Origin of the sequence: Cohnella sp., from assembly GCF_041640265.1 — a bacterium.
Lineage (GTDB): Bacteria > Bacillota > Bacilli > Paenibacillales > Paenibacillaceae > Cohnella.
On the sequence record NZ_JBEQAP010000061.1, the window covers coordinates 1 to 20052 of the forward strand.

Here is a 20052-nt window from a genome sequence, read left to right on the forward strand (position 1 = left end):
GGAGCGAAGGGTAAACGGCTCGCACTTCCTAACAGTGAAATCATGATTCACCAACCTCTCGGCGGAGCGCGAGGTCAGGCAACTGATGTTGAAATAAGCGCCAAACGCATTGTTCGATTACGAGATAAAATAAACAAGATATTGTCTCAACAAACAGACCAGGCACTTGAAAAGATTGAAAGAGATACCGACAGAGACAACTTTATGGATGCCCAAGAAGCAAAAGCATACGGGTTAATTGACAAAGTGATATATGCAGCACAATAACGAGCGAATTGAGGTGAAGCGCTTGGAAAATGAAGAGCTTGAATACACCGTTGAGTACCAAGACGGTTACGGTGTGCTTTATTTCGAAAATGTCAAAGCGTCTGATCTATTGGATGCAGAGATGCAAATCCGCCAAAGATTCCCCGATGTTACTATTAGAGCAGTTACAATCGTCCATGATCATTCCATTGACCGTACATTTTGTTTTCCCTAGTGTTGGTTATGAATTTGTCTAGTCGGCTCCGAAACCGTTCCGGCTGATCCTTAACGCTCTGTATCGTGTCGATCCGAACTCTTTTATAGAGGTCTGGGAATGCCATGAAATGATCGTATACTTGCTTTTCCTCTTTTAGCCTCTGCTCAATAGCTTCATCTATTCGAAAAGAATCAGGGTTCAGATCAGGAAGAACCCTTCTTCCTTCGTCTGTCATTAACCCCAGCTTTTCAAGGCGACGGACCCGTTCTTTGTTCAGTTCCGTCCATGAACTTTTTTTACTTCTGGGAGACAGCCTCTGAGCCAGTTCCTTATCGGAAAATTTCTTCTTGACCCCGTCGATCCATCCAAAGCACAAAGCTTCCTCGACGGCGTCCAAATAAAGCAGCCGATCCTTGACGGGCGTCATACGAACCAGAACCCAGCAAGACTTTTCCGTCTTCCCCTTTTCCTGCAGCCAATTTCTCAACTCTTCTCTCGATTGGGCAGGGATCAGATTCTCAATTTTCATCCATCATGCACCCCCTTTCTACATGGATCCTATTTCCCGTAATAAAATCCCCCATACTTCATTTTTTTCTACGACGGACCAATTACTCCTAGCGATCTGGCTAGCTATTTGTAGGTCAATTGGTCAGCCGCAGTTTTTTTAGAAGGAGTTACTGCTTGTTTGAAATGACTCTATCCAGAAACTGATCTGCGTCACGATTAAACTTCCAGGAAACCCCAAACTTATCCACCAGCATTCCAAAGCACGAAGACCAAGGATATTCGGATAACGGCATGATAACCTGGCCGCCGACGGACAAATGATTATAGTATTCCTCCAGTTTTTGTTTATCCTCGATGACTAGACTGATCATCATATGATTTCCTTTTACCACCTCGCCTGTTACCGCCTGCATAGAAGGCAAAATATCCGACATCATGATTTTCCCGCCGGCGAATTCGATGGAAGACTCCATGATCATGTTTAACTCGTTTTCCGGCAGCGGATAGGTTGGATCTTGAGGGAAATCCTTAAATTTAACTTGTTTCACTTCAGTCGCCTTTAAAGCCTCCGAATAAAATTCAATCGCTTGTTCTGCAATTCCAGCAAAGTTTAAATAGGCAATAGCTGACATAAAGCAATACCTCCTTCTTAAGATACTTGTAGTATAATGGAGAAAAGGTGACAGCTTAATGTCACCATTCTGAAATGAAATCAAGAAAAATGAGGGCGAATTCCGATCTATGCGATCAACGGAGTGAACGGCGGCTACGGCATTATGGAGGAGTACAAGGGGGATAAGCGTCTTTTAAGTAACGCCGACATAGAGAATATACTGACTGCGCTCGGCGGATTGGAACAAATTCTCATTAGCGAAGAAGTCGAAATGACGATAAAAAAAAATAGAAGCCATGGTTAGCCCCAAAGTCGAGCCGTACGAGCTTCATTTTAGCGAAATGAGTTGGTACTTGAAAGGATTCTGCGTACATCGTAGGGATATTATTCAGCCTAGCTAGACAATACCGCGAATGTCGTCGAGGGACGCGACCCCTTGGCTGCACATCCAGTCCGTGATCCCGGCGGCGATCTCCGCCCCGGCGCACGGATGGACGAAGTTCCACGTGCCGACCTGAACCGCCTCCGCGCCGGCCATCACAAATTCAAGAGCGTCTTCGGCAGAGGCGATGCCGCCTATCCCGATGACCGGTATGCCGACCGCCTTCGTCGTCTGATGAACGATACGCAGCGCTATAGGCTTGATCGCCGGTCCGGACAACCCCGCGTACGTCTGGCGGAAGATGCTGCGTCTTGCTCGTATGTCAATCTTCATCGCCAGCACCGAGTTGATCAGCGACACGGCGTCGGCTCCCTCGGCCTCACACATGCGGGCCATCTCGACGATATCCCGCGCATTCGGCGACAGCTTGACGACAAGCGGCAGCCCTGTCGCCTCCCGTACCGCCCGGACGACGCTTCGCGCCGTCGCCGTCTCTATGCCGAACGCCATGCCGCCTTCTTTGACATTGGGGCACGAGATGTTGAGCTCAAGCAGAACCGGCAGCTTTTTGCCCGCCTTCGTGCGTTCCCGACAAGCTGCGTCGATGCGCGCCGCTCCCTCGACGTACTCCTCCAGCGATCCGCCCCCGAGGTTGATAAGCACCGTCGTATCTTGCTCCAGCATCCAATCCAGCTCTCGGCTGATAAAAGCGTCCACCCCCGGGTTTTCCAATCCGACGCTGTTCAGCATGCCGGCGGCCGTCTCCCAGACGCGCACGCCCGGGTTGCCTGCTCTTGGAAAAAGCGTCAAGCCTTTGGTGGCAATACCCCCCAGGCGCGACAGCGGGTAGTACGCTGCGTATTCGCGTCCGTACCCGAACGTGCCCGACGCCATTATCACAGGATTACGCAGCGTCACACCCGCAATGTTACACGTGATCCCACTCATCCCACAGCACCTCCTCTCCCGAAAATACAGGCCCGTCCGCGCACACCCTGCGGTTGCCGTCAGTCGTCGGACAGGAACAGACGAGGCAGGCCCCGACGCCGCAAGCCATTCGGCTCTCCGCCGACACATACAGCGCCGCTCCGGATCGGTGAGCTTTGCGCGTCATCGCTTGAAGCATCGCTGGAGGGCCGCAGACGAACACCGCGTCGAAGCGCGACGGATCGATCTCATCGACGATGCTGCCGCCGATCTTAACGACGACTTCCGCACATCGCGAGCGAAACGGCTCATCGGCGATCGCCTCGCGGCTGAAGCCGAGGTAGGCGGTTGATTCGGGCAGCTGCCGGGCAGCGAAGTAAAGCGGCGCTGCGCCCAGCCCTCCTCCTACGAGCGCCACGCGCCCGCCGATCTCAGGGAAACCGTTCCCGAGCGGCCCGTTCAGTTCAACCCGGTCACCGCGCCTCAGATCCGCCAGCCGCTGCGTTCCTTTTCCGACAACGCGGTATAAGAACGAGATGCCGGTCTCGTTCAGATCGTAGATGCTAAGCGGTCTTGACAAGAGCGGATAAAGCTCCCATCCCCGCACCATGTAAAATTGCCCCATTCTGCCTTCAAATTGTCCGCCGACCGTAAGAATATAGCAGTCGGACGATATCCGAATGTTAGACAACACGTTTGCCATCGCTCGTACCCCCATCGTTGGCTGAGCCTCGCTCTTACCCACGATAGCAAACTTGGAGCCGCAGTCCTATGATAAATATCATATTGCATAAACTCGGCCTCGACCTGAATCGGGTTTCTTTTTAATCTCGAATTATGCTTTAATAAATAGATAGATTCAAGAAAATAAAGTGTGCAAGAGGCGTACGATTCATGAAAATGAAATCATCTAAACTTCCGATCGCCTACGGCATCGTCGTCATCGCCGCCGTGCTGCTCATGCTGCCCAAATATGCCTTTAACGATCCGGATACGTTCTGGCATATCGAATTGGGAAGCTACATGATAGAGCACAAGCAGGTGCTCTATCATGCTATCCACACGTTCTACGAAGACAAGCTGCCTTACATCCCTCACGAGTTCGGCTTTCAGATCGTATTGGCGCTGTTCTATCAAGCGTTCGGCTGGCCTGGCGCTTATTTGTTGACCGCGCTCAGTCTGCTGCTGCTCATACCGGGACTTCTTCGCCTTGCCCGAGTGTCGCGCAAGGAGCTGGGCATGGAGGAAGATCATCCGCTGTTGCTCTTGATCGCGCTGCTGGCAGCCGTCTGGATTTATTACGGTTATTTCAAAATCAGGCCGCAGATGATCTCCGCCGGACTGATCGTCTGGTTTGTCGTGTATTTGCGGGAATTTCAATTGAGGGTCGGCTGGAAACCTGCCGTCGCCCTAATCGGGCTGTCCCTGCTCGTTGCCAATGTCCATACGGGGGTCTGGCTTGTCATTGCCGTGTTCACGGGGATGGCGCTATTGGAATCTCTGCTGAACAGAGAGTTGAACAAGCCGCGGATCTTTGCGTTTCTGGGCGTTTGGCTCGTCGGGCTGTTGAATCCGGGAGGCTTCCGAAGCCTGTTCTTCATTCTGACCGTGACGAAAAACGATTTCAATATGCTCATCAACGAATGGCATCCGATTTCGTTCAACAAGCTGGATAACTTGCCGATTATGCTGCTGCTCCTGTTCTTCGTATTGACGCTGCCTTATGCGGTGCGCGGCAAACCGTTCCGATTCTTTCTGGCTGCGGGCATCTTGTACTTGGGCGTCGCCAACTTCAAGCAAAACCTATTCATGTGGCTGCTCATTCCTTATTTTGCCGCAGCCGCCCTGGACGCTGTGCCGCGGTTGCGGGAGTGGCGTCCGCAACTGCGCATGTCCGCCGTCCTGATCTGCCTGACGGCCGGGCTGGTCGTCAACAGCGCTATCGTATTCGTCAGGACGCCGCAGGTGAACGCGGAGGATTATCCGGTCGACGAGATGAACTACATTATGGCGCGTACCGCGGATGGTGACCGGCCGAAGGTGCTGTCTACCTACGGCACTTCCGGCTACGTCATGTCCAGGGGCGGCGATATTTTGACCGACGGCAGACAGGATCCCTTTATTACCGCCGACTCCAAAGGAACGCTCGGCTGGACCGCGTTCGAGCGATCGATGCATGGCTTCTCGGTCTACTTGCCTGAAATCGTCTCCTATGACCAGCCGGACTACGTCATCGTCCGCCGCGATACGTCCTGGAAGCTGTATGACGGCTGGGTCGAGGCGTTCGGAGAACCTTCCTTCAAAGGAACTTACGGCAGCGTGTTCGTCATGGCCGAATAATCATGGTATAAGAACGGAAGCCGTGGTCTCCGCCAAACGTTGTCTTACACGATCGTCGAGGCTGGCCGCCAGCAAGGTTTGATAACGCTCATACAGCGTTTGCGCGTATCATTCGCTGGTCACCATTCGTCTGCGCCTTCTTCGGACAACTTCTGCGCGGCGTCTTTGTCCTTCATGATAGCCGCATTGTGCGCTTGGGCGAATTCGTCCGGCGTGATCTCCTTGCCGAACAGCGCCTGGATCTCGTTCAGATGAACCTCGGCGGCGTTCGAAGCCATCTGCACGTCGGCAAACAGCGTAAATTTTGTCGCGCTGTTCATTTGGTCGAGCAGGTCAACGTAAAGCTGCGGAAGCTCGACTTTCGACGTGTTCACCTTCGTAGCCGGAATTACGCCGGCTCCGGTTACGGATTCTTCGCCCCAGCGCTTCACGAAATAATTCACGAATTTTTTCGCTTCCTCCTTGACCGAAGAGTTCTCGGCGACGAACAGGCCGACGCCCGGACCTCCTACCCAACTGTCAATATGGCTCTTGCCCCCGTCGATCGTCGGGAATTTAAAGAAACCGATGTTGTCCCGCAGCGATTGCTGAATATCCTGGTTCGTCGTGTAGTTCGGGAGCTCCCACGTTCCGATCAGGTACATAGCCGCCCCGCCCAAAGCAAAATCCACTTTGACTTCGTCATTCGACAGACCGTTGAAGCCTTTGTTAAAGGCTTTCATATCCACCAGGTCCTGGACCCGCTTGGCCGCTTCGACAAGTCCCGGATCGGTGAAGGCCGCCGTACCCTGAACCGCATTCGCAAGCGTCTGGGTGCCGGCAATGCGGTCGGCCAAATACATGTACCACAGCGAACCTGTCCAGCGATCCTTGTTGCCCAGAGCGATCGGCTCTACGCCATTGGCCGCCAGCGTCTTCACGATCTGCAGAAACTCGTCGTAAGTCGTTGGGACCTGCAGGCCGTATTGCGCGAATATTTTTTTGTTGTAATAGATTGGAGCGATATTAAACTCGAGCGGCAACGCATAGAGATGATCGTCTACCGTATACGCTTCCAAAGTTCCCGCAACGAACGAATCTTTCAGGTCGCTCTGCAGCAAATCGTCGAGCGACGTGAACAGCTTGCCCTCAACGAATGGCTGAAGATACCCGGCCGCCCACGTCATGCCGACATCCGGCAGCTCGTTAACGGCAGAAATCACTTTGATCTTGGCTTTGTACCGTTCATTATCAAGCACTTCCTGCTTGATGGTAACGTTGGGATTCTCCGTCTGATACTCTGCGATAATTTCGTTTACGACCTGGTGTTGGCCCGGCGCGCCCGCTCCCGGCCACAGGTGCATCATATTGATCGTCACCTTCTCGTCCTCGGCTGCGTCCGGAATGCGGTCGTTCATTTTTTCCCCGCAACCGGATACAACCAGAACCAAACCAACCGAAAAGGCCATAAGCGCTCGAATTTTTGTATTCACGTTCGTATCCTCCACCAAACGTCATGCCAATTCCGCAGAAGGTTTGGACGATTACTCTTTCACTCCGCCAAGCGCCACGCCCGCGATAATATATCTGGACAACAGGAAGTATATCACAAACAGCGGAAGCGTAGTCAGCGCCAGCCCCAAATAAATCGAACCGAATTCCGTCTTGTAAATATCGCCTTTTAGCAAACTGACCATCACCGGAAGCGTATACTTGTCCTTCTGCGTCAGAAGGATGAGCGGCATAAACAGATTGTTCCAATTGGCCACGAAGGCGAAGATAGCCTGCGTCGCCACCGCCGGGATCATGATCGGCATGACGATTCGGTTGAAGGTATAGAATTCTCCCGATCCGTCGATCCGCGCCGCCTCCACCATCTCGATCGACAGCGTGGCTAGCAGGTATTGCCGCATGAAGAACACCACCGCGGGCGCCGCGATAGCCGGCAGGATCAACGGCAGGAAGTTGTTCGTCCAGTGCAACTGATACATGAACTGATAGAAGCCAATAGCGCTCGCTTGCGCCGGGATCATCATGACGCACATGATGAACGTGAAGAACGGCTGGCGCATCTTCCAATTGTATACCGTGAGCCCATAGGCGGTCAGAGACGAGAAATAAACCGTTAACAGGGTCGCGGCGCCGGAGATGATCAGCGAGTTAAAAAAGCCCTGAATGGGATCGAAGCTCTTATCCATCAACACTTTCCAGTTGGTTGCCAAGTGCGACGAAGGAAGCAAGGAAAGACCGCTTTGGATTTCCGGCGTGGAACGCGTAGCGTTCACGAACATGATCCAGAACGGCATAATGCTGAGCAGCGCCAGAAAAATGAGCACGATATAAATCACCGTCTTGTTGACGCCCCTGGCGACCTTCCCGCTCTCCTTCTTTGCGTTGGCGTTCAGGGAGACGGTTCCGTTTCTTTCCACATTAGCCACCAATTACGCCCCCCTTGCCGCTGCTTTTGCAGCTTTTTTAAGCTTCTTTTCTTGTTTCCTGACCTTGGCCGCGTCGCGGTCGCGCATCGCGTAGAACAGGATGGCGGACAATACCGCCGCGATCAGGAACATGATCATGCTTGCCGCAGCCGCGCGGTTGTACAGGTAACTGCCCTTGAACGCCTGTCCGTAGATGAACACGGACGTGGTCAGCGTGGCGTTGTCGGGACCTCCGCCCGGTGCAATGAACAACTGCGGAATATCGAACATTTGCAGCCCGCCGATCATCGACACGATCAGCACGTAAAGCAGGATCGTGCGGAGGCTCGGCAGCGTGATGCGGAAGAACGTCTGGAACCCGTTCGCCCCGTCTATCGCCGCAGATTCGAACTGAGCGGGGTTGATGCCCATTACGCCCGCGACAAGAATAATCATCGTATTGCCGTACCACATCCAGAATTGGATGAACGACACGATGCCGCGCGCCGTCGTCTTGTCCTGAAGGAAGAAGATCGGCTCGTCGGACCAGCCCATCAAATCGAACAAGCTGTTCACAGGACCCATCGGGTAGGCGAACAACGTGCTGAAAAGCACGGCGATCGTGCTAGCCGTGATAATATTCGGCATATAGAGCAAAACCTTAAACGCGCCCTGTCCCCGGATTCTGAGACGCTGGTTGGTAAACCAGGCGGCCAGCAAAAGCGCGAGAGCGATCTGAGGGATAAAGTTCGCAATCCAGAGCAGCAAGGTATTGGTTAGCGATGTTTTAAATGCAACGTTATGGTAAATCAGGTCTTTGAAGTTCTGAAACGGATTATCCAGAATCTGAATCGGCTTGGGTATCAAGCCTTGTAAATTAGTGAACCCGATTGCCGCGGTGTATAAAATGGGATACAACGAGAATACCAGGAACGCAAAAATAAAAGGCAGACTGAAGATATAGCCGTATTTCGAATAGTTGATTCCTTTGCGCCGCATGACTCTCACCCCATCAAATTAATTATGAAGGGGCTGTCTCATAAGTAAACCAAGTCGTACCGAACGATTATCGATGGAATGATGTCATGGGCATCTATCTCCTTCCGATGCTATACGCTCCTGAAATGGGAACGGTAAACCCGTCAATAGGTGATTTCAGGACCGTATGAGGCAGTCTCCAGGAGATAGATGCCCACCTTTTTCATCGATAATCTTCTACGCCATTACTATGGGACAGCCCCTCGGCGCTTATTATTCGCTATCGATGTTCAATTCATCTTTGACCCGTTGCTTGAAGTCCGCGATCGCTTGCTCGCGGGACTTGTTGCCCGCCGTGTATTCGCGTACTTGGTCGCGCCAGATGCTGTTAATCGATTCGTCGAATGGAGTCAAGTTCTTACCGGAAGCGTTGGCGTTGGCCGGAACGAACACGTCGAACATGTTTTGTCCGCCGAGAAGCTCGATTTGGCCGTTCGACTTCGACATGACGACTGCGGATGCGACGCTGTCTTTCGTGCCTTGCTCGCCTTCCTTCATCGTGCCGTTAGCCCAGTAGTTCTGCAGGCCCGTATCGGATGTGTCTAGCGTCACCCAGTGGATGAAGTCGGCAACGGCCGCTTTCTTGGCGTCGTTCTTGGCAACGTCCTTGTTCGCCAGCAGCCAGGTGCCGCCCCAGAAGAAGCCTGTCGGAGGCTCGGTGGCCGCCCAGTCGCCGTTCGTGTCTTTCACTTGACCGTTCATCACGTAGTTGATGAGCCAAGCGGGACCGAAGAAGCCGAAGATCGGTTGCTTGCCGGTGCCGGACATATCCGCGTACCAGGCTTCCGTCCAGTCTTGCGTATCGTTATGGAAGCCGTTGTCTTTCAGCTTCTTGGAGAGATCGAGGAATTGCTCCCGCTTCGAATCGATATGAAGCTTGCCGTCTACGAGCCAGCCCACGTCGGAGCTGTTCTCGATCGGGTGCCAAATATCGCCGTCGCCGGAGACGATGCCGTAGCCTTTGGCTTTCAGCTTGGCGGCCGCTTCGAAAAATTTATCCCAGCCGGGACCGATTTCGTTCTTGATCGTTGCCGGATCGTCCGTGCCGAAAGTATCCTGGGCCAGCGAGCGACGATAGATGAACGCGCCGCCTGTCGCTTGATAGCCGAGAGCTTTCAGTTGACCGTCCTTGCTGCCGATATCGACCGAGTACTGCGCGATGCCGGCTTCCTTCACCATATCGTCGGTCAGTCCGAGATCCGCATAGTTGGCCGTATAATCGGATGCGTCGCCCTGCGTGTACTTCAGTACGAACGCCGCTTCCGCCGCGAAAATATCCGGGGCGTCTTTGCCGCCGGCGGCAAGCGCCTGGTCAAGCGCCGGCTGATAAGCGCCGTCCGTCGTGGCGATAATCGTCGTCTTGAACTCGACGTTCGCGTCCGGATGCGTTTCCAGATACTTGGTCGTCATGTTCGGAATTTCGTCCGTGAAGCTCCAGAGATTGATCGTGACTTTCTCCTTGGGCTTGTCTCCCCCCGAAGGCTCGGAACTGCTGCTTCCCCCCGTGCTTGGACTCGAGCTTGCTCCTGCGTTGTTGGACGAATTCGAGTTGCCGCCGCAAGCGGCGAGAACGGAAGCCAACAGGAAAATCGCAGTGGCCGCAGTTAAAAAGCGTTTCATACCATGTCCTCCCTTTTGTACATACAGTTACTTTGTAACCGCTCTCACAATTATAATGCTAGTTATGTAAGCGCATAAGTAACCGACGATTGGGAGAAATTCCACTTTTATTGGATCGATTGCCCGGTATCCAAAATCCGATGCCGATACTGGCTGGGGCTCGAGCCTTCGTTTTCTTTAAACACCTTAATGAAATATTTGGCCGTCTGGTACCCGACCTTCTCGGCAATTTCCCAGATCGGCATGCTGGTCGTAACTAACAGTTCCTTCGCCTTCTGCAATCTTCTAAGCGTGACATAATCGCTGAAAGTCACGCCCGTCTGCTCCTTGAACAGCACGCTGAAATAGCTCGCATTCAGATGCAGTTGATCCGCTACCTGCTTCATGCTGATCGCTTCGTGCAGATGGACATAAATGTAGTCGATGGCCTCCTTGATCGCGGCGCCGTAACGCGCCTCGTCCCGGCCGACTTCAAGCAGCTTCGGATCGACAAGCTTCTCCAACGCATCGATGCGCTCCCTTCCGCTGTCGAGCTCAAGCGCCCGCTGCACGGCGTCGATCAGCAAGGATTTGTCTAGCGGCTTGAGAATATATTCGAACGCCCCAAGCTGCAGCGATTTCTTCGCGTATTCGAACTCGGCATAGCCCGAGATGACGATGACGACAGGCAGCCGCCCGCGCTCGGACAGCTTCTCCAGCATCTGCAAGCCGTCAACTTCCGGCATTCGCACATCCGTAATGATAATATGGGCCGTATGCGAATTCAGCCATTCCAGCGCCTCTACTCCGCTTGCGGCGGTCTCTATCCGATGTCGGCCCGCCGACCAGGCGTCAAGCGTCTTCTGGATACCGAGGCGCGTGCGCGGTTCGTCATCCACGATTAATAAGGTTTTCAAGACAGTTCGTCCCCTTCCGGAGGAATCGTAATTTCGAAGCTTACCGTTGTTCCGACGCCAGATTTGCTGTCAATTTGCAAACCGCCGACGCGTTCCGCCGTGTTCGGATAATAGAGCCTGAGACGCCGCTGCACGTTGGACATGGCCACTCCCGCGCCGTTCTTCGGATCCTGCGAGGCCGCCCCCTCGATGCTCTGCTTCAGTAAGGTCAGCGTCTCTTCGTCCATGCCAAGCCCGTCGTCGATGACGGCGATCGTTGCAATGCCCGATCTGGCGGAAAATACGCGAATCGTCACCGAGCCGGGCCCAATGCGGCTCTCGACGCCGTGCAGAATCGCGTTCTCCACCAGAGGCTGTATAATCAGCTTCGGAATCGGCGCCTGCAGCAAACGTTCGTCCGCGTCGATGCTCCAATTCAAGCGATCAACCAAACGCATCTTCATAATTTGCAAATAACGCTGCGCGTGCTCCAGCTCGTCGCGAATCGTCACCCGTTCTTCGTTGCCCGCCGCGCTGCCAATGACATAGCGAAACAATCCGGACATAGCGAGAATCGTTCGGGCCAGCTCGCTCTCCTCTTTTTCCTCCAACGACCAATAGAAGGCTTCCAGCGTGTTGAACAAAAAGTGCGGGTTGATCTGCGCCTGCAGCGCCTTGAGCTCCGTGCGGCTCTGCGTAATTTCCTTCTCGTAGACGACTTGAATCAGCTCGTTCATGTGGGTAACCATCTGATTGTAGGTATGGTTCAGTTCGCTGATCTCCAGCGTCCGGAAACGATTGCGACTGACGGGGATCAGCCTCAGGCCGCCGAATTTGACGGCGCGCATGCTTCTTCTCAGCCGCTGGATAGGCCGCGTGATCATCGTCGACAACAGCAGCGTTAACAACAGAAAAACAATCGCGGCGATGCCGATGGACACATAAATAGCCGTTCGCAGCACGGAAATCCCTTCCGTCGCCGCTTCGACCGGCATGAGCAGAACGAGTCTCCAGCCGGCCACTTCGGAATGCTGCCGGACGGCGAGCATCCGTTCCTGTCCGAGCATCACGGTGCTTCCGGTTTGCGCGAACACCGACTGCGCCGCTTCGTCGTCGATATCCGATATGATCGGGTTGCCCTCGCTGTCGCTCAACAGCATGAACTCTCGGCTTCTGGCAGGATCGTTCATCACCTCCGGTCCGTACATATCGAAATATTCCCGATTGATATGAATGACCAGATAACCGCCAGGCAAGTAAGAATTGTCCATCAGATTGATGCGGCGAATGGCGAGCACCGTGTCCGGCACGCGCGAGTCCATGCCGATCCAGGCGATGCGTCCCTTCTGAGCGTTCGCGGCAGCAAGCTCGTCCCCGGATATGCGATTGATGCTGGAATCGTCAAGCGGAAACAGCCGCCGGTTGTCCAGCGTGTACAGCTCCAGCGAGCTGATGCCGGAGGAATAGGCCATATAGTTGTTGGCGATCTGCAGCAGCGACTGACGTTCGTTAAAATTTGACCGTTTTCCCTGAACTTCTTTTAACAGCAGCTTCTGTACGTAGGAATCCGCGGATACCTGGGTCGTCAGCGAATCGATCTGCTTCAGCAGCGCATCCAGTCTCCCGTTGGCTTGAATCGCGGTCTGCTGGATATGCTTGGCCGCGCTTTGCCTGAGAAGTACGGAAACTTCGCGGTAAATAAACGCGCCCGCGAACGTAAGTACAAGGATCATCGTCAGCGTAAAGACGACGAAAATCTGATTTCTCAGGGTGTTGATCTCTCGCATATTGATGAGCCGCTCCGCCCACTTTCTCACATGCACCCATTCCTCGCTTTTAGTAGATCTAGCCCCAACGGAACTTATTCGTATTAGATAATGTCAAACGGTTAACACTCAGAATCAATAGGCAGCTTTTTGACAGGCGCATAAACGTGATAAGGAGATTCAAGATTGCGGATGTCGTCGAAAACCTGAATGAGCTCGATATGCGAAGCCTCCGTTTCCTGCTTGGAGACCTTTAAAAATCTGGCATAATCGGTCTTTAAGACTTCCCCGATGTCGAGGATATCCCCCGTATATTTGAACTTGGCACAAAAGAGTTCAGGGACATCCACGACAAAGTAATAAGGCTCATTGATCCGCACTTCGCGCGGAATTCCGCACAGAACCTTGAATCGGGTTGAATTCGGTTGACAGTTGGAGTAGATCACGTAACATGGACCGTTCACCGCTTCGTCAATACGGTTTAGCAGCATTTTTGAACGGGAGCGAATCTCCGTCTTGTAATCTTCGGCTAAATCCACTTCGAAAGCTACTCCGCTCACCTTGATGCTTTCCAGTTCCGTTAAGCTAAAATCAGTGACAACATCGCCGTTCATGTTCTTAAAAGGTCTTCTAACTACGGAAGGCAATGGTTCGGGAGGAATCGACTTATTTTCCGTTCTTAGCGAGCTTGGCGGTATACCGTACTGACGTTTGAAGGCGCGAGTGAAAGAGGCTTGTGTACCGAAGCCTAACTGGTAAGCAATTTGGGTCAGGGACAGCTCCTTATTATCAATGAAGGTTAACGATGCATTCAATCTTCTGGTTAGAATGTATTGGCTTAACGAACAGCCCATCATGGCTGAGAACAAGCGGTGAAAATAGAATTTGGACAGATTAAAGACGCTTGCAACGGAATCCACGGATAGAGATTCTTGCAAATTGTTCTCGATATGCGCCAAAGCATCCTCTACGACTTTATGATGGTCCATCCCCGTTCATCTCCCCTAATCCTTACCGATTGTTTCGAGATCAGTATAGCACAGATGCAAACAAGAGCATCCCGGGAAAGGCGATTACAGCAAGAATTGAAAAGTAAAAGTCGGCTTGCTTTGATAGATTGTTGTCATAAAAGCAGAAAGAGGGATTTCTATGAACAAAGTAACAACAGCAGATCTTATCCGTTGGGCAGGCTTATTCGCTATATTGGCAGGCACGCTATATATCGTTATTCAATTCGTACATCCATTAGAGCAGGTTGCGTCCGTAAATACAGCCTCATGGGTGATCGTCGCATGCTTGACAGTCGTTATGTCCCTCTTCAGCCTGATCGGAATCACCGGGATCTATGCAAGACAGGTGAGAGAGACCGGATTGCTGGGGTTAGTCGGCTTTCTTGCCTTTAGCCTGTTCTGGCTGGCTTCAATCGCCTTTAGCTTCATCGAAGCTTTTGTATTGCCTTTGCTCACAACCGAGGCTTCGAAATTTGTGGAGGGGTTCTTGGGGATTTTCGGCGGAGCGGACAGCGAGGTTGATCTTGGAGTGCTCCCGGCCTTAGCGCCGATAGCGGGAGTTCTCTATTTGCTGGGCGGGCTCTTGCTTGGCATCGCAACGTTTCGTGCCGGCGTTCTCCCGCGCTTGGGGGCTGCCCTCCTTGCCTTTGGCGCAGCGGTGACCCTCGCAGGCGGAATCATCCCCCATCCGCTCGACCGAATCTTGGCGGTACCCATGGGACTTGCTTTTATCTGGTTGGGCTATGCGCTTTGGTCAACATCCCTCTCAAGGAAATAAGGTTACCCCGCACGCGCGATAAGCACGTGCGGGATAACCTCGGTTAGCGAATATCGGCTTGGATTTAATCGCCCGTGTGTTCCAGAAATCCGATATCCTCCAGCAACCGCTTTCAGGCGCAAATCGCGTCTCGCCTATTCCGTTCACCAGTCCGCCCCTTGCGCCCGCTTCCACCGCGGATGCATACCACGCGCTTGCCGCAACATCCTCGAACCGGTTTCCGGTAGCAGCGGCTTCCGTGCTCCGAACGAGGCGGGAAAGTTCTCGTTAGCGCGGCAAAGGATGCCGGGCAGGTAATCGTATCGGTCTCGGCCGGCTTTCGATACACGGTTAGTTTTACACCCTCAGCGAGCCGCGGAAGCCTCTTGCGCCATAGTAGGAGTCCGCTCCATTGTGGTACACGAAGACAGTGTCGTAACGGCGATCGCAGAAAAGTGCCCCGCCCAGTTTTCTGATGATTGCAGGCGTCACTACCCAGCTTGACGTTTTCAGATCGAAATTGCCCAGCTGCTGCAGTTCCCGGTATTGCTCTTCCGTTAACAGCTCGATGCCCATGTCGGCAGCCATTTCAACGGCATTGTTGTGCGGTTTGTGCTCTTTCCGCGCCTCCAGCGCTGCACGGTCGTAACAGATGCTTCTACGGCCTTTGGGGCTTTCCGCCGAACAATCGTAAAAAATGTATTCGCCCGTCTTATTGTCCTGGCCGACGACATCCGGTTCGCCGCCGGTGCTTTCCATTTCGTGAAGCGACCACAGCTTTTCCGCATTTGCTTCGAGCTTCGCTTGCACACTAGCCCATTCCAGACCTTCATGGCGGTTCATGTTTTTCTCGAAACGGGCCTTCAAAGCTTTAAGCAGTCCCTCGCGTTGCTCCGGTAGTAACTCCTTTTTGTTGCTGCTACCACTCTTGGTCATGTTATTTTCTCCCTTCAAATGGTTCTCAAAGTTTGTTAAATCTTTCGGAAAACGCTCCCTGACGTCGCTTCTGTTTCCGTTCGTCATGTTAACCTCCTTTTCCTGGATTCGTGACCACCTATAGCATTCACTTTCCCCTTCTCGACAATAATACTATCATCTTCGGAAAATAAATTACATGCGAGGTCCCCCCAGCGATCTGAGCAGTGTATACTGGAAGAATCATTACATATTTTCCTGGAGGCAACTCCGGGCAGCAGGAGGAACATCATGATCATTGCAGGGCTCGTGCTCGCGGGAATCGGGGCACTCATCCACATCTTTATCTTCTACTTGGAGTCCTTCGCATGGACGGGCCTACGCGCCAGGGCCACGTTCGGGACGACCGAGGAAGAGGCGAACGCGAAGACGACGAGGGCGCTGGCGTTTAATCAGGGCTTCTATAACCTATTCCTCGCGATTTCCGTCATCATCGGCATCATCTTCGTTGCCTCCGGACAGCAGGCTGTAGGGGCCGCATTAGTCTTCGCCGGGACGGGATCAATGGCGTCAGCAGCGCTCGTACTTGTGCTGTCCAGCCCAGACAAGGCGATCGCCGCGCTGAAGCAGGGAATCGTGCCAACACTCGGCGTAATCGTGCTGGCTATCGGACTGGTACTATAGTCGAGCAATAAGAAGACACGCAGCCTGATCGTCCAGAAAGTCGATCATGGCCGCCTCTTATCCTCCGACATCGTTACTGCTATTTGATTACGTTGATGATGAGTATTCCTTGCGCGCTTGGATCTGTAGAAGATATCCAAGTTACTCTTTCCAACCTCATTGCCAAATAGAAGTCGATCCGATGAAACCGAAATTCATCCATACGGTCAGAGGTTTCGGTTATAAATTCGACCCAACCGAATAGAAAGAGCGGTCTCTATCAATGAACGACCGGCTGCGCCGAATCATCATCCAGTCCGGTTGCAATACTTTCGTGCGGCTTTGTTTGTGTTTTTATTCATATTAATGTATTATTATTCGAAGGGTGCCATCTGGAGGATAGATACGGATAACAAGTTCATTGAGGAACTGTCGTTAAACCACTGGCAGCCCGTATCCACCCTACTGTATTGGGATTCGGCTTATAAGATCGATATGGCTGAATTTATTCATCATTACCCATCTCCTCTTCATCGTTTACGGCGCTTGTTTTCTGCCAAATGGCACTTAGAACGTTCTCCCAATGCAGCTTCATTTGTTCTCTCATGTTCGGATGATCCAAATTCTCTTGATGGAAGCTGATCGTCGTTCGATCGGGATGACTGGATAACAGACGGATTTGCAGCGTGGACGGCTTCGCCCAATCCTTCCTGCCCCACTTTAAGCGAAGCTGCCGCAAAGGCTTTACTACCCGGAGCTCGCCTGAAATCCCCTCATCGGATGCAAAAATCTCCCCCTCCTTAAATACAAGAGGCGATACGTTTCCAAGCCACAATGTTGTGCCTTCGGGCGAGGTTAGAAACGACCATACCCTTTCCGGCGAGATGGGGAACGTCCTTCTCACACCAACTTGGAAACCTGCAGCTGCCGTTTGACCCACAAGCTTTCGCAATTCGGTATTCTGATGTTTCATAGTGTCACCTCCAGCGCCCTGACGAACAAATCGACGCTTGATCTTATAAAATAATTCGTCAATAGCTCCAGTAGTTTTCTAGGATGCTTCTGCGCCTTTTCGCGGATTTCAGCCAATTCGTTATCGCTCAATACAATGAGGAACAATTTTCGGTTGCGCTCCATCATTTCATGATACATTTGGCTAATCATGAGCAAGTCCGTTCGCAGGTACCCGATCATTTTTCTCGCTAAAAACTGCCCATAACCAGCGCTGCGAAAATTATGATGACAACTGAAATGACATTGGATACCAGCGAGGTCAGCACATGTCCCCATAGCAGGGCTGAACGCGCGATCGGCATGGAGTGGAGCCGCTCGAAGATACCTCTTTGCATATCTATAAATAGACGGTAAGCCGTATAGGATATGCCGCTTGCAATGGCAATCAGCAGGATACCGGGCAGCAGGTAATTCACATAGTTATCCGTTTACTCTCCCCAAGCTGTATATCCGGATCGAATTCCGAGACTACGAGGACATCCAGATGGCGAGCATCACGCAACAATGTTTTCACGACACTTCTTCTTGTCCATCGCTTCCAGCCGTCCCGTGCAGACTGTCCCACGATCAATTGTGTAGCTTTGCGATGTTCTGCCATGTCAAGCAGCGATGCAGCTACTTGTCGGTCTGAATGACGGTACTGCAAGTCGAACTCTCCTCCTAAAAGAACCGTGAGCTGACGCAATGCATCCATACGCGCAGCCGTCTTCTCTGTCATAGCAGGTCCAACATGCACGTAGACGACAAACCACTTTGCCTTTAACCGGAATGCAATCCGAAAGCCCCGGCGAATCAAGCGCTCTGCATGGTGACCGGGCGTGATACCGATAAAGATCATTTCTTCTCTTCGCCATGGTCCTCTGAGAGAATCGCGCCTATCCCACGATTCAAGACGCTCGTCCACATCATCTGCAAGCTCCCGCAACGCAAGTTCCCGCAACGCAATCAGATTTCCCAGCTTAAAGAAGCGGCCAAGCGCCTCGTTCACTTTGTCTGCAGCATAGATTTTACCGGCTTTCATTCTCTCCTGCAGCGCTCTCGGCGCTACGTCAATCAATTGGATTTCATCTGCCTGATGCAGCATGCTATCCGGTACCGTTTCTCTGACACGAATGCCCGTAATCTGCTCTACGGCATCATTCAGACTTTCCAAGTGCTGCACATTCATCGTTGAAATAACCGAGATGCCCGATTCCAAAATGGTAAGCACATCCTCGTATCTTTTGCGGTTTTCACTGCCGGGAATATTGGTATGCGCCAGTTCATCCACCAATACAACTTCGGGCTTGCGACGCAAAACGGCCTCTACGTCCATTTCTTCGAGTACAGTTCCACGATAGCTGCGCTGCATGCGGGGAATTACCGTCAAAGAACCAACTTGAGCAAGTGTTTCCTTGCGTCCATGTGTTTCGATCAGGCCGATGACAACATCGACTCCCTTGGCAAGCAAGTCGTTTCCTTCACGCAGCATCGTATAAGTCTTCCCGACACCAGGAGCCGCACCGATATAAATTTTGCATTTCCCTCTGCGGATTCGACCAATTTGTGCTTCTACTTCCGTCTCCGATAACCGACGATATCTGCCTCGCTGCTCCTCGCTCTGGCTGCGTGCCGGTAATATCCGCTCTCCCTCGCGCTCCGTACGATCAGCGACAAACAGCAAGTCAATATTTCGAATCTTCTTCAACAAACGATACGCAATATTTCCCTTCCAGAAATCCTGCCAAGGACTCTGCCGGGAATGTCCCATGACGATACGGCTCACATTGTGGCTTACCGCGTCCTGCATAAGTTTGCCGGGCAGCTCCCTACGGGAATAGAGCGGGATTTCTTCAAATATCCCGTTCACTTTCTCTGTCAGTCGGATAATGGATGTTCTAAATGCCGCTGCTTCATTGGACAACGACTTCTTCGGATGCACGAACGAAACCACCCGCAAATCTCCGCCCAGCCGTTTGGCAACTTGCTGTCCTCTTCGCACATAAATAGATCCGTTCCAGTGATATTGCACAGATACGAGAATGCGCTCCGCTACCCCCGAAGAACCAACCAATCCTTGATCCTCTCGGTGCTTCTCCAACGCCCCGTTCACCCCCCCAGCGACCATGCGCAGCGCCAATTCGCGAAGCTTGGCCAGATTTCCTCGCTTGTACCAATCCGGAATCTGATTGCTCAGTTGTCCGTCGAATGCCCGCTCCAGCAGCGTTTCCGGAGTCACATCAATCAGGCGGACCTCATCGGCGAGCTCAAGCGTATGAGCGGGAACCGTTTCTTCGACTTTCATGCCCGTCCATTGACGCGCCACTTCAGTAGCATCTTCCAGTTCATAGATATTGACCGTCGTAATGACGCTAATGCCATGACCGAGCAAATATTGAATGTCATCGAGTCGGGTAGGAAACTTTGCTCCTTTCCGATTTCGATGCGCCAAACCATCAGCTAACACAACCTCCGGGCGACGCTCGATCAATTGATTCATATCGAGATCCTCGCGCTCCTCGTCATTGTTAAACCAGCGAATGCCCGGAATTATTTCCATATCTCCGATTTGCCGAATGACCTCCGGCCGCTGCATCGCAGATACGGTACAAATGACGACATCCAAACCTTGCTCCTTTAGGCCCAAGCCTTCTTGAAGCATATGGTAGGTCTTGCCGGAGCCGCTGAAAGCTCCGACCAAAATGTTCAGCCTTCCTTGGCGCAGCTTCATAATTGAGGCCAAAATTTCTTCCGCCGATTTACGCTTAAACGGCTCCATGCTAT

At 52.5% G+C, this 20052-nt stretch carries 20 protein-coding genes and 2 pseudogenes; 5 read left to right on the forward strand and 17 right to left on the reverse strand.

The annotated features are described in order from the left end of the window. The coding region (locus tag ACESLK_RS26505) for an ATP-dependent Clp protease proteolytic subunit (protein WP_373232805.1) at positions 1-267 on the forward strand (267 nt) is incomplete at its 5' end. Positions 268-431: 164 nt separating this feature from the next. Here ACESLK_RS26505 and ACESLK_RS26510 read toward each other — a convergent pair. Beyond that, positions 432-992, reverse strand: coding sequence for a YdeI/OmpD-associated family protein (locus ACESLK_RS26510; protein WP_373232806.1), 561 nt, complete (start codon positions 990-992; stop codon positions 432-434). 148 nt (positions 993-1140) lie between these two features. Continuing rightward, a complete protein-coding gene (locus ACESLK_RS26515; RefSeq protein ID WP_373232807.1) occupies positions 1141-1605 on the reverse strand; it encodes a VOC family protein in 465 nt (154 codons plus the stop codon). Between the two features lie 99 nt (positions 1606-1704). On the opposite strand from ACESLK_RS26515, the pseudogene ACESLK_RS26520 reads away from it, so the two are divergent. Further along, positions 1705-1966: pseudogene (locus ACESLK_RS26520) on the forward strand (helix-turn-helix transcriptional regulator); the annotation flags it as partial. Between the two features lie 17 nt (positions 1967-1983). Here ACESLK_RS26520 and ACESLK_RS26525 read toward each other — a convergent pair. Both ACESLK_RS26525 and ACESLK_RS26530 read right to left on the reverse strand, forming a co-directional pair. Next, positions 1984-2916: a dihydroorotate dehydrogenase gene (locus ACESLK_RS26525; protein ID WP_373232808.1), complete on the reverse strand. Its 933-nt coding sequence runs from the start codon at positions 2914-2916 to the stop codon at positions 1984-1986. Next, positions 2897-3598: a dihydroorotate dehydrogenase electron transfer subunit gene (locus ACESLK_RS26530; RefSeq protein ID WP_373232809.1), complete on the reverse strand. Its 702-nt coding sequence runs from the start codon at positions 3596-3598 to the stop codon at positions 2897-2899. The genes ACESLK_RS26525 and ACESLK_RS26530 overlap by 20 nt, the downstream gene beginning before the upstream one ends. A gap of 191 nt (positions 3599-3789) precedes the next feature. Here ACESLK_RS26530 and ACESLK_RS26535 point away from each other — a divergent pair, with 191 nt between their 5' ends. Continuing rightward, positions 3790-5235 (forward strand): hypothetical protein, encoded by a 1446-nt coding sequence (locus ACESLK_RS26535; RefSeq protein ID WP_373232810.1) that lies wholly within the window; start codon positions 3790-3792, stop codon positions 5233-5235. Positions 5236-5354: 119 nt separating this feature from the next. Here the strand turns inward: ACESLK_RS26535 and ACESLK_RS26540 are convergent, their stop codons facing one another. The 7 genes from ACESLK_RS26540 to ACESLK_RS26570 all read right to left on the reverse strand — a co-directional run bounded on the left by ACESLK_RS26540 (position 5355) and on the right by ACESLK_RS26570 (position 13919). Further along, a complete protein-coding gene (locus ACESLK_RS26540; protein WP_373232811.1) occupies positions 5355-6707 on the reverse strand; it encodes an extracellular solute-binding protein in 1353 nt (450 codons plus the stop codon). 51 nt (positions 6708-6758) lie between these two features. Next, positions 6759-7652 carry a carbohydrate ABC transporter permease gene (locus ACESLK_RS26545; RefSeq protein ID WP_373232812.1) on the reverse strand — a complete coding sequence of 298 codons (894 nt, stop codon included), beginning with the start codon at positions 7650-7652 and terminating at the stop codon, positions 6759-6761. Positions 7653-7655: 3 nt separating this feature from the next. Continuing rightward, positions 7656-8630 carry a carbohydrate ABC transporter permease gene (locus ACESLK_RS26550; RefSeq protein WP_373232813.1) on the reverse strand — a complete coding sequence of 325 codons (975 nt, stop codon included), beginning with the start codon at positions 8628-8630 and terminating at the stop codon, positions 7656-7658. 252 nt (positions 8631-8882) lie between these two features. After that, entirely contained in the window at positions 8883-10289 is a 1407-nt protein-coding gene (locus tag ACESLK_RS26555; protein ID WP_373232814.1) for an ABC transporter substrate-binding protein, read from the reverse strand. 107 nt (positions 10290-10396) lie between these two features. Then, positions 10397-11185 carry a response regulator transcription factor gene (locus ACESLK_RS26560; protein ID WP_373232815.1) on the reverse strand — a complete coding sequence of 263 codons (789 nt, stop codon included), beginning with the start codon at positions 11183-11185 and terminating at the stop codon, positions 10397-10399. Beyond that, complete coding sequence (locus tag ACESLK_RS26565) at positions 11182-12981, reverse strand: sensor histidine kinase (RefSeq protein WP_373232816.1); 1800 nt, start codon at positions 12979-12981, stop codon at positions 11182-11184. The genes ACESLK_RS26560 and ACESLK_RS26565 overlap by 4 nt, the downstream gene beginning before the upstream one ends. 71 nt (positions 12982-13052) lie before the next feature. Beyond that, positions 13053-13919 (reverse strand): helix-turn-helix domain-containing protein, encoded by an 867-nt coding sequence (locus tag ACESLK_RS26570; protein ID WP_373232817.1) that lies wholly within the window; start codon positions 13917-13919, stop codon positions 13053-13055. A 160-nt stretch (positions 13920-14079) separates the two neighbouring features. On the opposite strand from ACESLK_RS26570, the gene ACESLK_RS26575 reads away from it, so the two are divergent. Beyond that, positions 14080-14718 carry a hypothetical protein gene (locus ACESLK_RS26575; protein ID WP_373232818.1) on the forward strand — a complete coding sequence of 213 codons (639 nt, stop codon included), beginning with the start codon at positions 14080-14082 and terminating at the stop codon, positions 14716-14718. On the opposite strand, the gene ACESLK_RS26580 is transcribed toward ACESLK_RS26575, so the two are convergent. Both ACESLK_RS26580 and ACESLK_RS26585 read right to left on the reverse strand, forming a co-directional pair. After that, positions 14707-14892, reverse strand: coding sequence for a hypothetical protein (locus ACESLK_RS26580; protein WP_373232819.1), 186 nt, complete (start codon positions 14890-14892; stop codon positions 14707-14709). The genes ACESLK_RS26575 and ACESLK_RS26580 overlap by 12 nt on opposite strands. A 162-nt stretch (positions 14893-15054) precedes the next feature. Further along, entirely contained in the window at positions 15055-15633 is a 579-nt protein-coding gene (locus tag ACESLK_RS26585; RefSeq protein ID WP_373232820.1) for a DUF4256 domain-containing protein, read from the reverse strand. A 270-nt stretch (positions 15634-15903) separates the two neighbouring features. Between ACESLK_RS26585 and ACESLK_RS26590 the strand changes: the two genes are divergently transcribed. Continuing rightward, entirely contained in the window at positions 15904-16296 is a 393-nt protein-coding gene (locus tag ACESLK_RS26590) for a DUF1304 domain-containing protein (RefSeq protein ID WP_373232821.1), read from the forward strand. Positions 16297-16780: 484 nt separating this feature from the next. Here the strand turns inward: ACESLK_RS26590 and ACESLK_RS26595 are convergent, their stop codons facing one another. The 4 genes and pseudogenes from ACESLK_RS26595 to ACESLK_RS26610 all read right to left on the reverse strand — a co-directional run bounded on the left by ACESLK_RS26595 (position 16781) and on the right by ACESLK_RS26610 (position 20047). Further along, positions 16781-17248 carry an SRPBCC family protein gene (locus ACESLK_RS26595; RefSeq protein WP_373232822.1) on the reverse strand — a complete coding sequence of 156 codons (468 nt, stop codon included), beginning with the start codon at positions 17246-17248 and terminating at the stop codon, positions 16781-16783. Continuing rightward, the gene (locus tag ACESLK_RS26600; protein WP_373232823.1) at positions 17245-17469 is read right to left on the reverse strand and encodes a hypothetical protein; all 225 of its coding nucleotides are present in this window, start codon (positions 17467-17469) and stop codon (positions 17245-17247) included. The genes ACESLK_RS26595 and ACESLK_RS26600 overlap by 4 nt, the downstream gene beginning before the upstream one ends. A gap of 17 nt (positions 17470-17486) precedes the next feature. Then, a pseudogene (locus ACESLK_RS26605) lies at positions 17487-17717 on the reverse strand (ABC transporter permease); the annotation flags it as partial. Next, on the reverse strand, positions 17702-20047 hold the full coding sequence (locus ACESLK_RS26610) for a universal stress protein (protein WP_373232824.1): 2346 nt from the start codon (positions 20045-20047) through the stop codon (positions 17702-17704). The pseudogene ACESLK_RS26605 and the gene ACESLK_RS26610, both read right to left, overlap by 16 nt. Positions 20048-20052 lie beyond the last annotated feature (5 nt).

Coding starts and splice junctions, on each gene's coding strand:
- ACESLK_RS26535 (WP_373232810.1), top strand. CDS start 3,790: ATGAAAATGAAATCATCTAAACTTCCGATCGCCTACGGCATCGTCGTC.
- ACESLK_RS26600 (WP_373232823.1), bottom strand. CDS start 17,469: ATGATCGGGTACCTGCGAACGGACTTGCTCATGATTAGCCAAATGTAT.
- ACESLK_RS26585 (WP_373232820.1), bottom strand. CDS start 15,633: ATGACCAAGAGTGGTAGCAGCAACAAAAAGGAGTTACTACCGGAGCAA.
- ACESLK_RS26610 (WP_373232824.1), bottom strand. CDS start 20,047: ATGGAGCCGTTTAAGCGTAAATCGGCGGAAGAAATTTTGGCCTCAATT.
- ACESLK_RS26575 (WP_373232818.1), top strand. CDS start 14,080: ATGAACAAAGTAACAACAGCAGATCTTATCCGTTGGGCAGGCTTATTC.
- ACESLK_RS26590 (WP_373232821.1), top strand. CDS start 15,904: ATGATCATTGCAGGGCTCGTGCTCGCGGGAATCGGGGCACTCATCCAC.
- ACESLK_RS26570 (WP_373232817.1), bottom strand. CDS start 13,919: ATGGACCATCATAAAGTCGTAGAGGATGCTTTGGCGCATATCGAGAAC.
- ACESLK_RS26555 (WP_373232814.1), bottom strand. CDS start 10,289: ATGAAACGCTTTTTAACTGCGGCCACTGCGATTTTCCTGTTGGCTTCC.
- ACESLK_RS26595 (WP_373232822.1), bottom strand. CDS start 17,248: ATGAAACATCAGAATACCGAATTGCGAAAGCTTGTGGGTCAAACGGCA.
- ACESLK_RS26530 (WP_373232809.1), bottom strand. CDS start 3,598: ATGGCAAACGTGTTGTCTAACATTCGGATATCGTCCGACTGCTATATT.
- ACESLK_RS26550 (WP_373232813.1), bottom strand. CDS start 8,630: ATGCGGCGCAAAGGAATCAACTATTCGAAATACGGCTATATCTTCAGT.
- ACESLK_RS26510 (WP_373232806.1), bottom strand. CDS start 992: ATGAAAATTGAGAATCTGATCCCTGCCCAATCGAGAGAAGAGTTGAGA.
- ACESLK_RS26515 (WP_373232807.1), bottom strand. CDS start 1,605: ATGTCAGCTATTGCCTATTTAAACTTTGCTGGAATTGCAGAACAAGCG.
- ACESLK_RS26525 (WP_373232808.1), bottom strand. CDS start 2,916: ATGAGTGGGATCACGTGTAACATTGCGGGTGTGACGCTGCGTAATCCT.